The following is a 20060-nucleotide window of genomic DNA, read 5'->3' on the forward strand; positions in this document are numbered from 1 at the left end:
CTATGAATCCGCGTAATTACAAAGCAGTTGATTGGCAAGCTAGATACAACGAGCTTGCCAACAACACCGAAAATAAACTTCTAAAACACTTTTATGCAGGTGCTTATAACCAAGATAAAGCAGCAGTAGAAGATGTGCCTTTTGTAGCAATGGACTTTGAAACAACAGGTTTAAATAGCCAAAACGACGATATTGTGAGTGTTGGCTTAGTGCCATTTAATTTAAAGCGTATTTATTGTAAGCACAGCCGTCATTGGGTTGTTCAACCAAGACGTAACCTGCATGAAGAATCTATTTTAATCCATGGAATAACGCACTCTGAGGTGGATGACGCCCCTGACTTTAACCGAATTATTGAACCTTTACTTGAAGCGCTAAGTGGCAAAGTTGTCGTGGTGCATTACGCTGCAATAGAGCGACATTTTTTAAATAATGCGTTATTACTGAGGCTTAAAGAAGGTATTGAGTTTGCACTTGTTGATACAATGGAGCTAGAAAAAAGAGCACTAAAAGCAAGGCAGGGAGTATTAGGTCGATTGTTTAACACAAAACTAGGATCGCTCAGATTAACAGATTGCCGCGAGCGTTACTCATTACCTCCATATAATAACCATAATGCTTTAACGGATGCGCTTGCTACAGCCGAGCTTCTACAAGCGCAACTGAGTCATCATTACCGTGTAGATACTCCAATTTCAGAGTTGTGGCTATAATACCAATACGCAATGATACTTTAATCGTTTTTGGAGTTAAACCTGACGCTAGCTGTGTTAAAAATTTCTCATTTAGAATAACTAAATAACGAAATTTTTGCCTTACTATCGACACGATTTTCCTGCCACAAAATAGATCACTTTATTAAGCGAATTGGTATGATTTTAAATAGTTAAACAAAAAAACGCCGCAAAAATTGCGGCGCTTTTGTTACTAAGTAAAAGTGTTACTTACTCAAAGTATTATTTAATTGAGCGAGGCTCAGTTCGTAAACCTAAAACTAAGCTTAAACACATAAATAACAATACAATAGTGAAAGGTAATCCTGCTGATACAGAGCCAGCTTGAAGTGCTTGAATCGCTTCAGTCCCGCCTATCCAAAGTAATGCAGCGGCTACCGCACCTTGAGTCACAGCCCAAAAAATACGCTGTGGTACTGGAGCATCAATTTTGCCACCGGCAGTGATTGAATCAATTACCAAAGAACCAGAGTCCGATGAAGTAATAAAGAAAACCAATACTAAAATAATTGCTACAAATGATAAAATGTTCGCCATAGGTAATGCATCAAACATTTGGAACATAGCTAAAGGTACTTCAGTTAGGCCATTAGCACCTAGTTCACCTACACCGTTGATTACTTGATCAATTGCAATTCCGCCGTATATAGACATCCATAAAATAGTAACAGCAGTAGGAACAAGCAATACCGCAATTAAGAATTCACGAATTGTACGACCACGTGATACACGCGCGATAAACATACCTACGAACGGTGACCAAGAAATCCACCATGCCCAATAAGATACAGTCCACCCGTGCATCCAAGTTTCATCTTCACGACCATGAGGATTACTTAGTGGAATAATATTTTCTATATACCCCATAACAGTAGTTGGGATATTACCTACAGAAACAGCAAAGCCTACTAAAAAAACAAAGATAAGCAAAACTAAGGCGATTAGCATATTGGCATTACTAAGTACTTTAACGCCGCCATCAATCCCTCGAATTACTGAAACAATAGCTAAAAGTGAAACACCTATAATGACTAAAATTTGTGAACCAACTCCGCCTGAGGTACCAAATACATGGTCTATTCCTGCAGAAGCTTGCTGTGCCCCAAGTCCTAAAGAAGTAGCAAGACCAAACAGGGTTGCAAGCACGGCTAAAATATCGATAAGGTGACCTGGCCAGCCCCATGCTCTATCACCTAAAATAGGATAAAAGATAGAACGAATAGACAGTGGTAAGCCTTTATTATAAGTAAAAAATGCAAGCGAAAGCCCTACAACGGCATAAATAGCCCACGGGTGAAGACCCCAGTGGAACATAGTCGCACCCATTGCTACTTTTGCCGCCTCGGGTGTATTAGGTGTTACATTCAGTGGTGTTTCAAACCAGCCTGTATAATAAGCAAGTGGTTCAGCAACGCCCCAAAACATTAAGCCAATACCCATCCCCGCAGCAAATAACATAGCTAACCATGAGATACGTGAATGAGTCGGTTTAGCATCATCACCACCTAAACGAATGTTACCGTAAGGTGAAACAATAAGCGCTAAACAAAAAACAACGAAAAAATTAGCAGCCCACATAAATAAGGCGTCAAAGTTATTGATAATATCTGTTTTTATACCATCAAGAGCAGATTTAGCCGTTTGTGGATCGGTAACAAGAATGGCGATTAAAAAAATGACAATCAGTCCGGCACTTATGCCGAAAACAGAGTTATGTATATCAAGCCCCCATTTTTGTACGTTGTCTTGACCTACAGTGTAGTCTGTACTGTCAATACTATATTTGTCATGATTTTCCTTCATGCAATACCTCTTTAGTTGTCCTAACAAGCCAAAATAAATTCGGCGTCATATCGAATTACATTAGCCTTTAAATATTAAGTAAATGTAATACCATAATTATTTGAAGACTAACTAATTTGAAGAGTGATCATACAGCTAGTAGTGTATGAGTTAAATATTAAATGTAAATGAATTTGCATTTAAAACGCTGTTTATATAGCCAAATTCATGATTCTTTTATTTAAAAAGCCCTAAAATTATAAATTCAGTGAACGTTAAAATTTAGTTTGCTATTAAAAGTATTAATTTACTTGGTTAAGTAAAAAAAGATCACTTTTAAGCAACTTAATTAATGCTTAAATACTAGGGCTTGTTGACCTTTTAGGATTGAAATTTGTTCTATTTAGGAGCGATTTAATCGATCCTAAGTTTGTAACCTAACGGTGCTGTTTCAAATCTGCGTTATTCTACATGCTTACATACACGTGAGAATAATTAAAAGCTGAGCAGTAAAGAGCAAATTTCCCTCCAGGGCTAGTATAAATTTATAAGCTGATAAGCATCTTTAATCAAGTTGTAATATGAATATGATTTAACACAACACTAAGCTATATTTTATAAATAGATAGGCAAAGGATTAATACTATTATGCGTGAATGCGCTTTAAACAATACCAATCAAAACGAACTTGTTAAACGCTTTTACAGCGTTAGAGGCGAAAGCCTGGCTATTATTGAACCACTCACTGTAGAAGATTGCCAATTACAAGCTATGGCAGATGCCAGCCCAAGTAAATGGCATTTAGCGCACACGACGTGGTTTTTTGAAACGTTTTTACTTAGTGTTTATTGCAAGCAGTACACTGTGTTTAACTCTCACTATAGAATGCTTTTCAATTCTTACTACAATGGGATTGGAGAGCAATTTAAGCGCGCACACCGAGGTAGTTTATCCAGGCCTAGTTTAGATGAAGTGCTAGCTTACAGAGAGCATGTTGATAGCTGTATGGTTGAATTACTTAAAACTGAAGTTAGTCCAAAAATTAAAGATATTATTAATCTTGGATTACACCACGAGCAACAGCATCAAGAACTAATGCTTATGGACATCAAATATAACTTTTCAGTAAATCCATTATTTCCGCAATATAAAACATCGCCTTTAAACAGCCAAAACAAATCAGCAGATATTAAGCCTCTTAATTTTATAAATTTTGAGCAAGGTATTATTAATATAGGTACAAATGCTGACGATGAATTTGCATATGATAACGAGCGCCCCAAACACCAAGTATTAATTCATCCATTCAGTTTTGCTAATAGATTGGTCACCAATGGTGAATATTTAGACTTTATAAATGCAGGTGGATACAGCAATCCACAGTATTGGTTAAGTGACGGTTGGGCAAATATACAAAACAACGCTCTAACGCAACCATTATATTGGCATTGTATAGATAACGAGTGGTTTGAGTTTACACACTATGGATTAGAGCCTCTCAATTTAAATGCCCCGATCTGTCATGTTAGTTATTTTGAGGCCAGCGCCTATGCTAATTTTGTTAAAGCTCGCTTGCCTACAGAGTTCGAATGGGAATATGCAGCTAAAAATACTCCTTCAAAAGACACTAATAATCACCACCTAACACCACCGCAAGCAAAAGGTGATGCTGAAATAAACCAGTTAACTGATTCGTGTTGGCAATGGACGAACAGTGCATATTTACCATACCCCGGTTTTAAGCCTATTGAAGGAATAGCAGGGGAATACAATGGTAAGTTTATGAATAACCAAATGGTGTTACGTGGTGGGTGTGTGTTTACCCCTCAAAACCATTTACGACAAACATACCGTAATTTTTATTACCCGCATCAAGCGTGGATGTGCAGCGGGATAAGACTAGCTAAGGATATAGTATGAGCCAAGTAACAGCGATTAAGCAAAGCAACATAACCGACACTGAATTTCTAAACGACGTGATAAGCGGATTAACTCAACAACAAAAAACGCTTCCGTGTAAATATTTTTATGATGATAAAGGTGCTGCATTATTTGAGCAAATAACAACCTTACAAGAGTATTATGTTACACGTACTGAGCTTTCTATATTAGCGCAACACTCAAAGTCGATTGCTCAAATGCTACCTGAAAACCTCTCTATTATAGAGCCCGGCTGTGGCTCGGGTAAAAAGGTAGCCTATTTATTAGCGCATATGGCAAACGTTAAAACCTTTGTACCGTTTGAAATATCTGAGGAGATGCTCAGTTATTCACTTGCACATTTGTCACCGTTATTTCCAGATTTGGCAATTTCGCCATTATTAGGAGACTTTACACATAGCCAAATGGTCAAACAGCTAACCAAAGACACCGCTTTAGACAGTCAAACTAATTTGGTGTACTTTCCGGGCTCTACTCTTGGTAATTTTGCCCCAGTTAAAGCCATAGAAATTATGAATAATTTCCATCGCTTATGCGGTGTAAATGGTTATGTATTAATTGGGGTTGATTTAGTAAAAGAGCGCCAAGTGTTACTTGATGCATATAACGATAAAGCGGGAGTTACCGGTGCTTTTAATAAAAATTTACTACAACGTATTAATAACGAGCTAAACGGCACATTTAATATAGATAACTTTAGCCACGAGTCACGCTTTAACGAGCAACATAGCCGTATCGAAATGCATTTAGTAAGTAATCGTACTCAAAGCGTGATTATAAATGATCAGCAAATAGACTTTATAGAAGGCGAAAGTATCCATACAGAAAACTCTCACAAGTACACGCTCGAGTCGTTTAAGCAGCTTGCAGCGCAAGCTAATTTAAAGTTAGAGCAAACATGGCAAGACGATAGTAACTATTTTGCCCTGTGTTTATTAAGACCGCTTTAAGCATTACTTAAGTTATGTTTAGTAAATGACAACTTTAGCATTGTTAAACTCATAGTTTAGCAATGCGCCATTATTTGATTGTTGTATAAGCTTGGCTTTATTTAAACCGTACAGTCTAAATAGCAGGGGGGCAATAACAGATATCGCAGAGCCTGTAGCACTGTCTTCATTAACACCAAACTGGGGTGCAAAGTATCTAAAATGCGCTATGGTATTTTTTTTGTCTGTATTTTTTATACTGAGCGCTATAACAGCATTCTTATGGAGTTTATTCAACGCGTTAAAATCAACGTGTAAGCTTTTTAAATCATCTTTTTTAACTGATTTATCGAATTCTTTACTAAATTCCTTATTAAATTCTTTACTAAATAATACAACCGTATAACCGTTTTTGTCGCCGGTACTGTAGGCTGCTTTTATTGCTACTGAAAACACACTTTTTAACTCACCTTCAGCTAACTCGCTTTTTTTAGGCTCTATGCTTTTTAGTAACAGCTGAGCGCGTTGTTTTTTTACTCTTATAGTAAAGCGCTCATTACTCATTGAAGTAAATATTTCAGGGCAATAACCCAAATAACCTATTAAAAAATTAGCGGCCGCTAAAGTGCCATGTCCGCAGCGTTTAATTTCACTTGTTTGGTTAAACCAGCGAATATTGCAATGGCGTTTAGCTATCTCATTTTGATTTAAAAATACGGTAGCAGGGTAAGTTGATTGTGATGCAATATATTGCATTGTTTTTGATGTTAACCCATTTTTATAAATAACAATTAAAGCGCTTGAGCCTTTTAAGTTATGTGCAGAGCTATAAAAAACAGATTCGGTGGAAATGAGCTCTATAAAGCGAAGCGTAAACCATTTAGGCTTACGCTTCGCTAAACAAAGAGTATTAACCTTTGCTTGCATATGCGTCGTTATGAACGCCTGCAGCACGACCTGATGGATCAGCATTGTTTTGGAACGATGCGTCCCATGCAAGTGCTTCAGGAGTCGAACACGCTACCGATTTACCATGAGGTACACATTTAGCTGATGCATCACCAGGGAAATGCGATTCAAAAATAGTACGGTAGTAGTAAGCTTCTTTTGAATCTGGCGTATTAATAGGGTATTTAAATTTCGCATTTTCAAGCTCTTGATCGCTCACTTGCTCATTTACAAACTCTTTTAAGGTATCAATCCAGCTGTAGCCTACACCGTCTGAAAATTGCTCTTTTTGACGCCATAGCACTTCATCAGGTAAGTAACCTTCAAAGCCTTCACGTAAAATGTGTTTTTCAATTTTGCCATCTTTACACATTTTAGCTTCAGGGTTGATACGCATAGCAACATCAACAAATTCTTTATCAAGAAACGGTACACGTGCTTCTACGCCCCATGCCGCCATTGATTTATTAGCACGTAAACAGTCAAACATATGCAGTTTTGATACTTTACGGTTTAGCTCTTCATGAAACTCTTGTGCGTTAGGGGCTTTATGGAAGTATAAGTAACCACCAAATAGCTCATCAGCACCTTCGCCAGATAACACCATTTTAATGCCCATTGCTTTAATCTGGCGAGCCATTAGGTACATAGGTGTAGAGGCACGAATAGTTGTTACGTCATAGGTTTCTATGTGGTAAATCACTTCACGTAATGCATCAATACCTTCTTGAATGGTAAAAATGATAGGGTGGTGAATAGTACCAATCATGTCAGCTACTTTTTGTGCAGCCGCTAAATCAGGCGAGCCTTCAAGGCCTACTGAAAAAGAATGCAGCTTAGGCCACCATGCGTCGCTTTCGTCGTTATCTTCAATACGTTTTGCAGCAAAGCGCTGGGTAATAGCAGAGATAACCGATGAGTCTAAACCACCAGACAGTAATACACCGTAAGGCACGTCACACATTAATTGGCGTTTAACGGCGGCTTCTAATGCATCTTTAACGTCTTGCGCTTCTGCGCTGTTATCTTTAACTGCATCAAATGTTTCCCAATCACGTTTGTAATAAGGCGTCATTTTGCCATCTTTGCTATACAGGTAATGCCCTGGAGGAAATTCTTCAATATGCTTACAAATTGGAGAAAGTGCTTTTAGCTCAGAAGCAACGTAAAAGTTACCGTGCTCGTCGTGACCGGTGTAAAGCGGGATAATACCAATATGGTCACGGCCAATTAAGTAGGCGTCATTTTCTTCATCGTATAAACAAAATGCAAAAATGCCATTTAGGTCATCTAAAAAGTCAGGCCCTTTTTGTTTATACAGCGCTAAAATAACTTCACAGTCTGATTGAGTTTGAAAAGTAAAATCAACATCTAGCTCTGCTGCAAGTTCTTTATGATTATAAATCTCGCCGTTAACCGCTAAAATATTTGTTTTTTCAGGATTGTATAAAGGCTGCGCACCGCTTGATACACCAACAATAGCTAAACGCTCATGCACTAAAATAGCTTTTTCAGATGCATATACACCAGACCAATCTGGGCCACGGTGTCTAAGCAGCTTTGACATTTCAATTGCTTGGGTACGCAATTGAGTGGGATCAGATTTAATATCTAATACCCCAAAAATTGAACACATAGTAACTCCTCATTCCTATTATGTGTGCAGCAGAGCCAATTTGCTGTGCTGCGAAACCTTGTTTTATCAGAAAAAATTACTCAAGTCACATAGCTTTTACAATTAATTAAGAATAATTTATGCACCAAGCTAGATGTAATTGCACCAAAGTGGTTAATGCGTGGTTCCTGCTGCTATTTTTACGTCGCTATTATTGTTCAAAGCTTGTGCAATCATAACTCTCAGGGCATTAATAACGGTTTCTTCGCTCATGCTTGGTGCGCCATTGTGGTGCACAGCTTGGCTTGGTAAATAAGGAATATGCACAAAGCCACCTTTCATTACAGCGCAGTGATCATTTATGTAATGCATAAGACCATACATAACGTGATTACACACATAAGTACCTGCTGTATTGGAAATGGCAGCAGGTATATTGCTGTTGTGCAATGCTTGTAACATGCGCTTTATTGGTAAGTTTGTGAAATAGGCATCAGGGCCATTTTTTTCTATTGGTGTATCGATAGGCTGCTTACCTGCATTGTCTTTAATGCGTGCATCGTCAACGTTTATTGCAATACGCTCAATTGATATTTCGCTGCGCCCACCAGCTTGGCCTATACATAAAACAACCGCCGGATTGTGCGACTCAATGGCGTTTATAAGCTGACTGATAGACGTATTAAATTCACAGGCAAGGTCTAGTGTACATATTTTGTGTTTCATGATGATAGTTTCATCAAGTTTTTGCACTGCTTGCCAAGAAGGGTTTATAGCTTCGCCACCAAAAGGAGCAAAGCCAGTTATTAATACACACGGCATAGTAGAAGTTGATTTAGTCATTAAACACCAAGCTATACATTAAAATAATATTAACGGCGAGTAAGGAAACGGCCGTCGGAATTTGAACCTTTATTACATGGTACCTATTTTTTAAATCTAGGGCGTGTTGATTCTAGAATATTTTATAGGTTATTTTTAAGTGCAAGGCTCAATTGATGTAGGTGCCCGTCAAGTTTCTGCTTCGCCTTTGCTGCTTCTTCAAACGTTACATATTTAAATTCAACAGTATCTAAAGGTCTAAATTGTGCAAATTGATGTAAGTCGGCTTCAATTACAGTCCCTAAAAGAGGGTAGCCCCCGGTTGTTTGACCATCGTTAAGTAGCACAATAGGCTCACCATTCGGTGGCAGTTGAATACTCCCAGGACTCACCCCTAGTGATGGCAAAGAGTGCGAATGTGCCAAATTATTTTTATGCTCAAGCCTTACGCCCATTCGGTTGCTGTTACTACTAACTTTAAATGCGGTAGATACAAAGTTGTTAAGTAAAGGCTCGCCTAATAAATTAGCATGAGGACTTGGGTGCAGTCGTATAAGCTTGCGCTGGGCGGGAGCAATTGCGCCTACTTTTATAAACTCTCCATAATAAGGAGTAATAGGTATTTCATCACCAGTGGCGAGAGCTCTACCTTCAATACCACCAAAACATGCGTTTAAATCTGTAGATTTAGAGCCCATAACATCAGTATTTTGTATACCGCCTTTCACTGCTAAATAAGCTCTTAAGCCGGCTCTACCAGTAGCAAAGCTCAGTACTTGTTTGTTTTTTACTGCGTATGTCCAACCAGGGTAAATTGCTTGTCCATCAAGGGTTGCTTGCAAATCTGCACCATGAAGCGCAATTACTGTGTCGCAGGTGAATTCCAGCTCGCACAAACCAACGGTTATTTCTAAAACGGCATCATTGTCGTTATTGTTAAGTAATCTATTAGCAATTATTTGTGCAAATGGGTCTAAGCTACCCGCTTTGCTTACACCTAAATGGCGGTAGCCTTCACGGCCAAAATCTTGAATTGTAAGTAATACACCACTTCTAAGTACTTTAATCATGAGTTGCTCCTTTATTAACTAGCGGAACAAATTCAAGCGTATCGCCTGGTTGAATTAAACAAGGTTGCTCCGAGGTCGAATCAAACAAAGCAGTATCTGTATGACCTATTATGTGCCAACCACCAGGGGTATCTGCGGGGTAAATTCCGGTTTGTTCAGCACCTATCGCAACAGAGCCTTTAGGAACTTTAATGCGTGGCTCATCACGCCTTGGTGTATGTAATTGCTGATTTAAGCCATGTAGGTAGGCAAAACCGGGCTGAAAGCCTAAAAATAAAACGTGGTATTTGGTTTCACTATGAATATTAATAACCTCATCAGCGCTTAAATTATGATAACGAGCCACGTAATTAATATCCTCACCCTTGTATATAGTTTCGATTAAGTGATGTTGCCCTTTAAAAGTACTCGTTTTAATATCATTCCACAGCGAAGGTAGCACTTGTAACCACTTATTTAAGTGTTTATCTGATTTTAAATAGAGAGTGAGCGAGTTCATGGCTGGCACCAAATCGGTAAATTCATCAGTGCATTTACAGTGGCTGGTTAAAGCCCAAATTTTCTTTTGAACAGAGAGTCTATCTGTAGCGTCTAAATGCGATGCATCAAGTAGTAAACTACTGTTTGTTAATGCATAAATATGGGGAGCTGGCTTCATTAAATAAACCTATTTGTACAACATAATTTAAACGTAACACAGTTTTATTAATTTATTTACACCATTGCGACTAAGTGGTTATGTTTAGTGTTTATTTACCCAGCTTACCTTAAGAGTGTTTTTATATTCAATTAATCGTATTTAACTTATTGAGGACTAAAACTTAATACATTTCGTACTAAATAAGTAATTAGGTTGAAATGAAAATTAAGATAAGGAGGTCTTAATTAGCACGCACTTGTTTATGAGGTACTTTATGAAACACCAGCATTTATTATATTTATCAGGCGCTGCTATTATATTTAGCGCAGGCAGCTTTGCTTTATCTATGGAAAAGGTAGAACACAGTAATGTAGAAGCCACCATGCATGTAGAAACCATTGTACTGGGGTCTGGTTGTTTTTGGGGAGCAGAAAAACGCTACGAAGCGCTTAATGGCGTTATTGATGCTGAGTCGGGTTATGCTGACGGTAATGGGTTTAAAGCAACGTACAGAAATATTACTGATCAGTCTCGTCGTTTTGACGAGGACAATTATGCTGAAGTTGTGCAAGTTATGTATAACAGCAATATAATTTCAGCAGAAGACCTCTTAAAAAACTATTTTGAAAGTCACGATCCTACGCAAAAAAATCGCCAAGGTAACGACATCGGTACTCAATATCGTTCAATTGTATTAACGACTACTGATGCACAAGCTAAAGTAGCTGAGCAAGTTAAATCGCAATATCAGCAGCTTTTAACTGATGCGAGCTACGGCAAAATCGAAACGGTTATTAAACCGCTTACAGGTTTTGTATCGGCAGAAGAATATCACCAAAATTATCTAGAAAAGAACCCTAATGGCTATTGCCCCGATCATTCTACAGGCGTAGTTTTTAATAAAACACCCGTAGAAAAAGCAGACAACAGTGCTCTACTCGCAGGTAAGCAAATAGTGGTACTTGATTCTCGTGATTACTGCCCGTACTGTGAAAAATTTAAAAAAGCAGTCGCAAATGATTACAAAGGCACAATACCTATGACATTTCGCCATGCTGACCAACTTAATGATTTAACTATTAAGTCAGCCACGTGGGCAACGCCGACTATTTTGTTTCTAGAAAATGGCGTTGAGGTATATGGCCGTCAAGGCTATGCAACACCTGAAGAGTTTTATAAAGCATTAGGCGCTTTTAAATTAGGTAACAGTGATGCTTATAAAGTTGCATTCGATGCACGAACAGATAGACCTTATTGTAAAGAGTACAAAGAGTTTAAAAATACACCTGATGGTACTTTTGTTGATAAATTAAGTGGAGAGCCACTATTTGATACAAGCGATAGGTTTAACTCCGGTACTGGTTGGTTGTCGTTTAAGCACCCAGTAAAAAGTAGTGTAACGCAGCATGACGATAGCAGCTGGGGAATAACACGTATTGAGCTACGTTCTAAAAGTACAGGTATTCATCTTGGTCATTTATTCCCAGGAGAAGGCCCTAGAGGCACAGACCGCTACTGTATAAACGCAACAGTACTCGATTTTGTACCAAGAGATAAAAGCTAAACCTTTTACTTTGTAAAGCCTGATTTTAATCAGGCTTTTTTTTGCATAAAATAAAATAGATTTATCATATTCTTTGCAAATTTGTTAAAATTAAAGCGTTGAGCTACACATCAATAATATTACTTAGGTTGTAAATGAATCAATTTATAAAAATAACAACGCAGTTAATGTATTTGCCTTTAGCTTTATTAATTTTTATTACCGATGCTAAGTCGGCAACGCACTATGTCGTCGGCGTAGAGAATATAGAGTATAGAGTATCTACCTTACTTTGATGGTAGTGGAACAAATGGTGCAGATTATTATGGCTTCAGTCAAAAATTACTTACTTTGTTCGCCCAGCAGCACGATTTTGAATTTGAGTTTTACACGCTGCCAATTAATCGTCTTTATAAAGAATTTATTGATCACCATCATGTTGATTTTAAATATCCAGATAACCCTCAATGGAAACCAAGTTATAAAGCTTCCTTTGGTGATTTAAATGAAATTATTTATTCGCAGCCAACCGTTGTGACTAAAACGGGTATTGCGAGTTTAAATAAAAATATCACTATTGATGAATGCGTTAGTTTTGCAACGGTGAGAGGGTTTACGTCTCAAAGCTTTAAACCTTTAATGAATAACGAAAACGTTGAGCTAATTGAAACAGCTAACGTAATGGAATTAATAGAGATGCTTTTGAAAGAGCGAGTGGAGTGTATTTACATATCTAACGATGTATTAAACTATAATATCGTTAAATATTTCAAATTAACCCGACCCGTTTATTTTCAAAACGAATTGCCGACAGATTTACAAGCCTTTTTATTATCGTCGATTGACTACCCTGAGGTAGTTAAGAAATTTGATACATTCTTGCTTTCACATAAAGTGCAAATAAGTAAATTAAAAAAAGAGTATCAAATAAAAAATTAACTAAAAAAGCCCCGTAAGTTATAACTTACGGGGCTTTTTAAAAGGTATTAACCTGTATATAACTATATTATGTATGTGCTTAATAATAAAAACAGTCCAAGCCAAGTCACCACCTAACTTGAACCGCTTTTCACACTGACAACATCTTCACACACAATATAAAGATTCTGTTTACTACGCTCTCAAAGCATTTGTATTGCATATCATGTGGTTTGAGCCAAGAATAAAAACAGTTCAAGCCAAGTCACCACCTAACTTGAACCGCTTTTTCACACTGACAACATCTTCACACACAATATAAAGATTCTGTTTACTACGCTTTAGTAGCTTTGTAATGCATATCATGTGGTTGAGCCAAGAATAAAAACAGTTCAAGCCAAGTCACCACCTAACTTGAACCATTTTTCACACTGACAACATCTTCACACACAATATAAAGATTCTTTTCACTGCAAGGTTTGAGTCACTAAAACTCAAAAGGTTGCATTATTACTCTTAAAAAACAAATTAACTAAGTTGTTTTGAGCTGATGAAGTAACTTTAATATTTAACTTTATTTTCGACAAACGATAAAAATGAAACCAATGAGTGAAAAAAATTAAACTATAGACTTTAGTCTAATGCTCGGCGTTAAGTTTATGTATTTAAATAAAAAATATTATTAAAAATTGCAGAGAGGTTTAGACGAGTTCAGTAATAAAACACAGAGTGGGTTGTATTACTGAACTCGTCTAATAGGGGATTATTCTTGGATTTTTCTAAACGTATTTACAACCCACTTCGCAAATAAATCAAGCGGGTGATTAGGCGTGCTTGATTCGTGCTGCACTAAATAGTATTTATCTTTAGTTGTTAAAGGCTGCTCGAATAATTTGTACAGCCATTGCTCATCTAACCAGCTTTGACTAATAGGCAGTGGAATAAGCGCAATGCCCATGCCTTGCTGCGCTGCACGCGCTACACCAAACATGCTATCTATTTGAATAATCTGCGAAGGAGAAAAGTCATCAATACCCGCTTTTTCGGCCCACTGGTGCCATGCCCAAGGGCGAGCTTTGTGGAGGATCAGCGGAACTTGGTTAAGCGCTTGACGATGATCGTCTTTCCATTGATCGAGCAATTTTTTATTACATGCAGGGATGTATTCAAGGTTAAATAACTCTGTCGCTAACCCTTCAGTAGGTTTACCTGAGGACAATACAATAGATAAATCGCTATGACGCGTTAATTCTTTGCGCGTTTTAAGCGTGTCCATTTGCAGGTTTATATTAGGATGCTCTGACGTCCACTCACTTAATTTAGGCATGAGTAGCTCGCTGGCAAAAAACTCAGGCAACGTAATTGTCAAATTTGTATTTTGCTGCATCTGACTAAACTCGTTAATGGTGCCCTCTAACATTGTGATGATAGGAGACACTGCATCAAAAAAGTTTTTACCCGCTGTGGTTAAGCTAATTGAACGCGTTTTACGTTGAAAAAGTTCAATACCAAGTTGTTCTTCAAGTTGTTTTATTTGATGGCTTACCGCAGACGGCGTTAAGTACAGCTCATTAGCTGCATGCTTAAAACTTAGGCTTCTTGCGGCAAAGCAAAAAGAGCGAAGGCCACGAATAGGAGTTTGCATGTTTTCCAGAATTATTTAATTTATTGAGACGCCTTACTTAGGCAAAATTTGAACCAACTATTTAATATTTAAATATCAGTAGGTTAAAAATAAATTTAACGCTAGTTCACAAAAAGGGTGCAGACTATCCACAAAATAGTGCAAAGAATCTAAGCGCTTACATTTAATTTATATTTGTATTATAGATAAAATTTACTACAGATGTATGAATGACGGTAAAAATAATGGCAAAAGATAAAAAAAATCCCTCGTGAGAGGGATTTTGGGTAACTCAGCGCCATTGGCACTGGGAATGAGGTCGGTACAGGGTAAAGCGTTATTTTAAGCTAAAGCTTAAAAAACCATTTCTGGTACTTCACCGTCAACAAGTAATTTACCTGCTGTTTTACTAATGATTTCATCAACAGTTACGCCCGGAGCGCGTTCTAATAAATGAAATGCGCCGTCTTTAACTTCTAGTACGGCTAAATCTGTCACTATTTTTTTAACGCAATTAACGCCAGTAAGCGGTAAAGAGCAGGCTTCTAATAGTTTAGAGTCACCATGCTTACTTGCATGGGTCATAGTAACAATAATGTTTTTCGCGCCAGCGACTAAATCCATCGCGCCACCCATGCCTTTAATCAGCTTTTTAGGGATCATCCACGATGCGATGTTGCCGTTCTGGTCAACTTCAAATGCACCCAGAACAGTTAAGTCTACATGACCACCCCGTATCATGGCAAAACTATCTGCACTATTAAATATGGCTGCACCTTTAGCTGCTGTCACGGTTTCTTTACCCGCGTTAATCATATCGGCATCTAGCTCTGCTTTAGTAGGGTACGGGCCCATGCCTAAAAGGCCATTTTCGGACTGTAACATAACTTCAATATCATCCGGTACATAGTTTGCGACGAGTGTCGGAATTCCTATGCCCAAATTTACGTAGTAACCGTCTTGAAGTTCTTGTGCAACGCGCATTGCAACTTGTTCACGTGATAATGCCATAATTATGCTCCTGCTTAATCTCGTGTTGTTACACGTTCAATGCGTTTTTCAAAGCTGCCTTTAATAACGCGATTTACAAAAATACCCGGGGTATGAATTTGGCTTGGTTCAAGCTCACCCGGCTCTACAATTTCTTCTACTTCGGCAACGGTAATTTTACCCGCCGTTGCTGCCATTGGGTTAAAGTTCATGGCGGTGTGTCTAAACACTAAATTACCGTAACGATCGGCTTTCCATGCTTTTACTATGGCAAATTCACCTGTTATAGACTCTTCTAAAATATACGGGCGACCATTAAATTCTTTTACGTCTTTACCTTCAGCCACTGGAGTACCGTAACCTGTAGCGGTGTAAAACGCAGGGATACCCGCGCCACCAGCACGCATTTTTTCAGCCAAAGTACCTTGTGGCGTAAGTTCTACATCAATTTCGCCACTTAATAACTGCTGCTCGAATAGGGCGTTTTCGCCAACGTATGAAGCAACTACTTTTTTAATTTGTTTGTCTTGTAATAAAATACCTAAACCAAAGTCATCAACACCACAGTTATTAGATACCACGGTTAAGTCTTTTGTTTGCATGTACTTAATTTGTTTAATTAAGCCCTCAGGAATACCACATAAACCAAAACCACCGGCAATAATAGTATCGCCGTCTTTTAATCCTTCCATTGCAGCTTCGTAACTAGAAACTACTTTATCAAAACCGGCCATGAGTCTCTCCTCATTGTGTGCTATTTGTTGTTAACTATCTTGTATTAGTAGTGAGTTATCATTTTATAAGATAGCTATTTAGTGTGTAGTGCCACAGATACTTTGCTCACAGGTTGCTTACCAAGTGCTTTGGTTATCTCCCAGCCAGCATTACTTAACCTTTGTAAATCAATTCCGTGTTCAATGCCAAGCCCTTGCAGTAAGTAAACTACATCTTCGGTGGCAACATTTCCTGACGCACCCTTAGCATAAGGGCAGCCACCAAGGCCTGCAACTGCTGCGTCAACCGTTGCTATACCTAGGTTTAAGGCTGCGTAAATATTTGTAAGCGCTTGCCCGTAAGTATCGTGAAAATGCACGGCCAACTTGGTTTTATCAATGTGTGTTAAAAGTAATTCTATTAGCTGCGTTACTTTTTTAGCAGTGCCAACACCTATGGTATCGCCAAGGCTTACTTCGTAACAGCCTAAATCTAATAGCTTTTGCGATACACTCAGCACTGCTTGCGGGTCAATCTCACCTTCATAGGGGCAACCTAACACACAGCTTACATAACCACGTACGCGGATATTATTCGCTTTAGCAAACGCCATTACTTCACTAAAGCGCTCAATACTTTCATCAATTGAGCAGTTTATGTTTTTTTTACAAAACGACTCACTCGCAGCGGTAAATATAGCAAACTCTTTAATGCCAACAGCGTGCGCTGCTTGTGCACCTTTTAAGTTAGGTGTAAGGGCACTTAAATTCACATCAGGTAAATCAAGGGCTGATATTACATCCGCTGAGTCTGCCATTTGCGGCACCCATTTGGGTGATACAAACGCGCCGGCTTCAATGTCTTTTAAACCAGCAGCACTTAGCGCGTTAATAAGCGCTACTTTATCGGCTGTGCTTACTGCTTTTTCGTTTTGAAGGCCGTCACGAGCGCCAACTTCAACAATACGTACTTTACTCGGAAAAGCACTCATTATGCACCTTCCTCAGTCGTATCTTCGACTATTGCAAGCAGGGCACCATGGGTTACCAATTCGCCTTCACCAAAACAGTAGCTTTTTAAAATACCATCGTGAGGCGCGTTAAGTGTGTATTCCATTTTCATAGCTTCAATAATCACTACCGCGTCGCCTTTGGTAATTGTGCTGCCAATGTCGATTAAGTTTTTTACTACCGTACCATTAAGAGGAGCGGCAAGTGGCAAAGCTTCGCTTTCGTGCGAACTAATATAATGCTTATCAACTAGTTCAAGCTTAGTTTGCAGTGCTTTATTCATCACAGTCACACTATTACCTACTGTACTATTGCCAACGGTATTATTACCTACCGTATTTACGTGTGCGCTGTGTTTTTCACCGTTAATAAATACGCTGCACAGGCCGTTATTCAATGTGCCTTGTAGGTTAAATACGTGCTCGTTATGCGTAATACTATATCCCTCGGCCGTTTTTATAGCGCTTAGCTGTAAATCGGCAAAAGGAATTTTAATTGCTTGCGGCGCATTGAGTGTAAAACCACTCAGTTGTTGCCAAGGATTTACACTCTTTGCTGCATTTTGTGTATTAGTTAACGACTCTAAATATGCAAACGCACCAATAAGTTGGCTTGCTTGCAATAACTGCTCATCAACAGTAACTAACGAGTCTCCTTGCTCTGCAATAAAGTGCGTACTTGGCGCTCCTTTTTTAAAGGTAGGGTGGCTTGCTAAATTATGTAAAAAACCAATGTTAGTGCTAAAACCCGCTAAATGAAATTGCTCAAGGGCGTGTTGTAAACGGATCAAAGCTTGTTCGCGATTGTCGTCGTGCACAATAAGTTTTGCAATCATCGGGTCGTAAAATGGGCTGATTTCATCGCCTTGTGCAATACCTGTATCAATGCGTACAAATTCACTGTTAAGTGGTGTGTGCAGTGCTTCAATAGTGCCCGAGCATGGAATGAAGTCGTTGGCTGGATCTTCTGCGTATATACGCGCTTCAAAGCTATGACCCTGCAATTGAATATCACTTTGTGTCAGTGGCAGTGTTTGCCCACCCGCAATATTAATTTGCCAAGTGACTAAATCTACACCGGTTACCATTTCGGTCACTGGGTGTTCTACTTGAAGGCGCGTGTTCATTTCCATAAAGAAAAATTCATCACCGCACAGTAAAAACTCAACCGTACCCGCGCCTCTATAATTTATTGCCAGTGCACAACGTACAGCTGCTTCGCCCATTTCTTTGCGTAGCTCGTCAGATAAACCTGGAGCAGGGGCTTCTTCAATTACTTTTTGATGCCGACGTTGCAAAGAACAATCACGATCGCCTAAATAAACACAGTTACCGTGGTTATCTGCAAATACTTGTACTTCAACATGGCGAGGCTGATTTACGTAGCGCTCAAGCAGAACTAAATCGTTACCAAAGCCGGCAATAGCTTCACGTTGCGCACCTTGTAGTGCGCTCATAAAGTCTTTTGCTTTTTCAACTACGCGCATGCCTTTACCACCGCCACCAAAGGCGGCTTTAATAAGTACAGGGTAGCCAATTTTTTCAGCTTCACTTTGTAAAAAAGCAGGGTCTTGTTTATCACCGTAATAACCAGGTACTAAAGGCACATTAGCAGCGGCCATTATTTCTTTAGCGCGGGTTTTAGACCCCATTGCTTCAATACTGCTTGCTGGTGGCCCTACAAAAGCAATATTGTTCGCTTCGCAGGCTTTAGCAAATTCGCTGTTTTCAGATAAAAAACCATACCCCGGGTGAATACAATCAGCGCCGCAGTCTTTGGCTACTTGTAAAATTTTGTCTGCCACTAAATACGAGTCTTTACTTGGCGCAGCGCCAATATGGTAAGCCTCGTCAGCCATTTTTACGTGCTGGGCATTTTTGTCTGCATCAGAGTAAACCGCGACCGTGGTTAAGCCCATTTGTTTCGCGCTACGCATTACGCGGCACGCAATTTCTCCACGATTGGCAATCAGTATTTTTTGTAATCGTTGTGTGTTCATAATTAATCCTACAGTTGCCAAGCGGGTGGACGTTTATCAAAAAAAGCAGTAAGCCCTTCTTGACCTTCTTCAGATACACGAATTTTTGCAATACGCTCAGCGGTAAGCTCAATGAGTTCATCGGTAATTGGCTTATTTGCGACATCGTTAATTAATGCTTTTGCGGCTTTTACTGCAACAGGCCCGTTATCAACCAGTGTTTGCAACATGTTATCGAGCGCACAGTCTAAATTACCGGTTACTTGATGAATTAAACCCAGTTGCTTAGCAGTATGCGCATCAAATACTTCAGCCGTTAAAAAGTATCTGCGAGCAGAGCGCTCACCAATGGCTTTAATTACATACGGGCTAATAACAGCCGGAATAAGGCCAAGCTTTACTTCGCTTAAACAAAATTGCGCATCGTCTTTACTAAGGGCTATGTCGCAACAGGCTATTAAGCCCAGTGCACCGCCAAAAGCAGCGCCTTGTACGGCGCAAATTGTTGGATGCGGCGAGCTTGCCAACACTTGCATTAATTTAGCTAATTGCATTGAGTCAGCTAAATTATCGGCGTAGTTATTATCCGCCATCGACTTCATCCAGGCTAAATCGGCACCGGCTGAAAAATGCTTACCTTCAGTTTTTAAAACCAAAGCGCGAATATCAAGCGTATTTGCATGTTCAATACACTGAATCAGCTCGTGTATTACTTCACTGTTAAATGCGTTTCTTTTTTCTGGGCGACTTAACACAAGTACAGCCACATTAGATTTTGTTATTTGTAGTGTTACTGACATTT

At 38.9% G+C, this 20060-nt stretch carries 18 protein-coding genes and 1 pseudogene; 6 read left to right on the forward strand and 13 right to left on the reverse strand.

Annotation, left to right across the window (positions count from 1 at the left end):
• Positions 1–2 precede the first annotated feature (2 nt).
• Positions 3–713: a 3'-5' exonuclease gene (locus tag GQR54_RS01465; RefSeq protein WP_166376323.1), complete on the forward strand. Its 711-nt coding sequence runs from the start codon at positions 3–5 to the stop codon at positions 711–713.
• 243 nt (positions 714–956) lie between these two features.
• Here GQR54_RS01465 and GQR54_RS01470 read toward each other — a convergent pair whose 3' ends face one another.
• Positions 957–2537, reverse strand: coding sequence for a BCCT family transporter (locus tag GQR54_RS01470; protein WP_007583074.1), 1581 nt, complete (start codon positions 2535–2537; stop codon positions 957–959).
• Between the two features lie 627 nt (positions 2538–3164).
• On the opposite strand from GQR54_RS01470, the gene egtB reads away from it, so the two are divergent.
• Together egtB and egtD are read left to right on the forward strand one after the other, a co-directional pair.
• Positions 3165–4436 carry an ergothioneine biosynthesis protein EgtB gene (gene egtB / locus GQR54_RS01475; protein ID WP_166376324.1) on the forward strand — a complete coding sequence of 424 codons (1272 nt, stop codon included), beginning with the start codon at positions 3165–3167 and terminating at the stop codon, positions 4434–4436.
• The gene (egtD, locus tag GQR54_RS01480; RefSeq protein ID WP_166376325.1) at positions 4433–5407 is read left to right on the forward strand and encodes an L-histidine N(alpha)-methyltransferase; all 975 of its coding nucleotides are present in this window, start codon (positions 4433–4435) and stop codon (positions 5405–5407) included. The genes egtB and egtD overlap by 4 nt, the downstream gene beginning before the upstream one ends.
• An 18-nt stretch (positions 5408–5425) precedes the next feature.
• Here egtD and GQR54_RS01485 read toward each other — a convergent pair whose 3' ends face one another.
• The 6 genes and pseudogenes from GQR54_RS01485 to pxpB form a co-directional block, all read right to left on the reverse strand.
• Positions 5426–6313 (reverse strand): PhzF family phenazine biosynthesis protein, encoded by an 888-nt coding sequence (locus GQR54_RS01485; RefSeq protein WP_166376326.1) that lies wholly within the window; start codon positions 6311–6313, stop codon positions 5426–5428.
• Complete coding sequence (asnB, locus tag GQR54_RS01490; protein ID WP_007583083.1) at positions 6297–7970, reverse strand: asparagine synthase B; 1674 nt, start codon at positions 7968–7970, stop codon at positions 6297–6299. The genes GQR54_RS01485 and asnB overlap by 17 nt, the downstream gene beginning before the upstream one ends.
• A 153-nt stretch (positions 7971–8123) precedes the next feature.
• Complete coding sequence (gene pcp / locus GQR54_RS01495) at positions 8124–8792, reverse strand: pyroglutamyl-peptidase I (protein WP_197192311.1); 669 nt, start codon at positions 8790–8792, stop codon at positions 8124–8126.
• Positions 8785–8892, reverse strand: a pseudogene (locus GQR54_RS19740) (DUF979 family protein); the annotation flags it as partial. The gene pcp and the pseudogene GQR54_RS19740, both read right to left, overlap by 8 nt.
• 22 nt (positions 8893–8914) lie before the next feature.
• Positions 8915–9841 (reverse strand): biotin-dependent carboxyltransferase family protein, encoded by a 927-nt coding sequence (locus GQR54_RS01505; protein WP_166376327.1) that lies wholly within the window; start codon positions 9839–9841, stop codon positions 8915–8917.
• A complete protein-coding gene (gene pxpB, locus GQR54_RS01510; RefSeq protein WP_166376328.1) occupies positions 9834–10499 on the reverse strand; it encodes a 5-oxoprolinase subunit PxpB in 666 nt (221 codons plus the stop codon). The genes GQR54_RS01505 and pxpB overlap by 8 nt, the downstream gene beginning before the upstream one ends.
• Positions 10500–10755: 256 nt before the next feature.
• Between pxpB and msrA the strand changes: the two genes are divergently transcribed.
• From msrA to GQR54_RS01520, 3 genes are all read left to right on the forward strand, one after another.
• Positions 10756–12045 (forward strand): peptide-methionine (S)-S-oxide reductase MsrA, encoded by a 1290-nt coding sequence (msrA, locus tag GQR54_RS01515; protein ID WP_166376329.1) that lies wholly within the window; start codon positions 10756–10758, stop codon positions 12043–12045.
• Between the two features lie 134 nt (positions 12046–12179).
• Positions 12180–12320, forward strand: coding sequence for a hypothetical protein (locus GQR54_RS19515; RefSeq protein ID WP_240918843.1), 141 nt, complete (start codon positions 12180–12182; stop codon positions 12318–12320).
• Positions 12321–12375: 55 nt separating this feature from the next.
• Positions 12376–12963, forward strand: coding sequence for an amino acid ABC transporter substrate-binding protein (locus GQR54_RS01520; RefSeq protein ID WP_240918845.1), 588 nt, complete (start codon positions 12376–12378; stop codon positions 12961–12963).
• A gap of 742 nt (positions 12964–13705) precedes the next feature.
• Here GQR54_RS01520 and GQR54_RS01525 read toward each other — a convergent pair.
• From GQR54_RS01525 to GQR54_RS01550, 6 genes are all read right to left on the reverse strand, one after another.
• Positions 13706–14587, reverse strand: coding sequence for a LysR family transcriptional regulator (locus GQR54_RS01525; RefSeq protein WP_165727509.1), 882 nt, complete (start codon positions 14585–14587; stop codon positions 13706–13708).
• Between the two features lie 333 nt (positions 14588–14920).
• A complete protein-coding gene (locus tag GQR54_RS01530) occupies positions 14921–15577 on the reverse strand; it encodes a CoA transferase subunit B (protein WP_007580251.1) in 657 nt (218 codons plus the stop codon).
• 14 nt (positions 15578–15591) lie between these two features.
• The gene (locus tag GQR54_RS01535; RefSeq protein ID WP_166376330.1) at positions 15592–16290 is read right to left on the reverse strand and encodes a CoA transferase subunit A; all 699 of its coding nucleotides are present in this window, start codon (positions 16288–16290) and stop codon (positions 15592–15594) included.
• A 74-nt stretch (positions 16291–16364) separates the two neighbouring features.
• Positions 16365–17261: a hydroxymethylglutaryl-CoA lyase gene (locus tag GQR54_RS01540; protein WP_166376331.1), complete on the reverse strand. Its 897-nt coding sequence runs from the start codon at positions 17259–17261 to the stop codon at positions 16365–16367.
• Positions 17261–19279, reverse strand: coding sequence for an acetyl/propionyl/methylcrotonyl-CoA carboxylase subunit alpha (locus GQR54_RS01545; RefSeq protein ID WP_166376332.1), 2019 nt, complete (start codon positions 19277–19279; stop codon positions 17261–17263). The genes GQR54_RS01540 and GQR54_RS01545 overlap by 1 nt, the downstream gene beginning before the upstream one ends.
• A gap of 8 nt (positions 19280–19287) precedes the next feature.
• Positions 19288–20058, reverse strand: coding sequence for an enoyl-CoA hydratase/isomerase family protein (locus tag GQR54_RS01550; RefSeq protein WP_166376333.1), 771 nt, complete (start codon positions 20056–20058; stop codon positions 19288–19290).
• Positions 20059–20060: the final 2 nt, after the last annotated feature.

The sequence above is a fragment of the Pseudoalteromonas sp. Z9A4 genome (assembly GCF_011378845.1).
GTDB classification, from domain to species: Bacteria; Pseudomonadota; Gammaproteobacteria; order Enterobacterales; family Alteromonadaceae; genus Pseudoalteromonas; species Pseudoalteromonas arctica.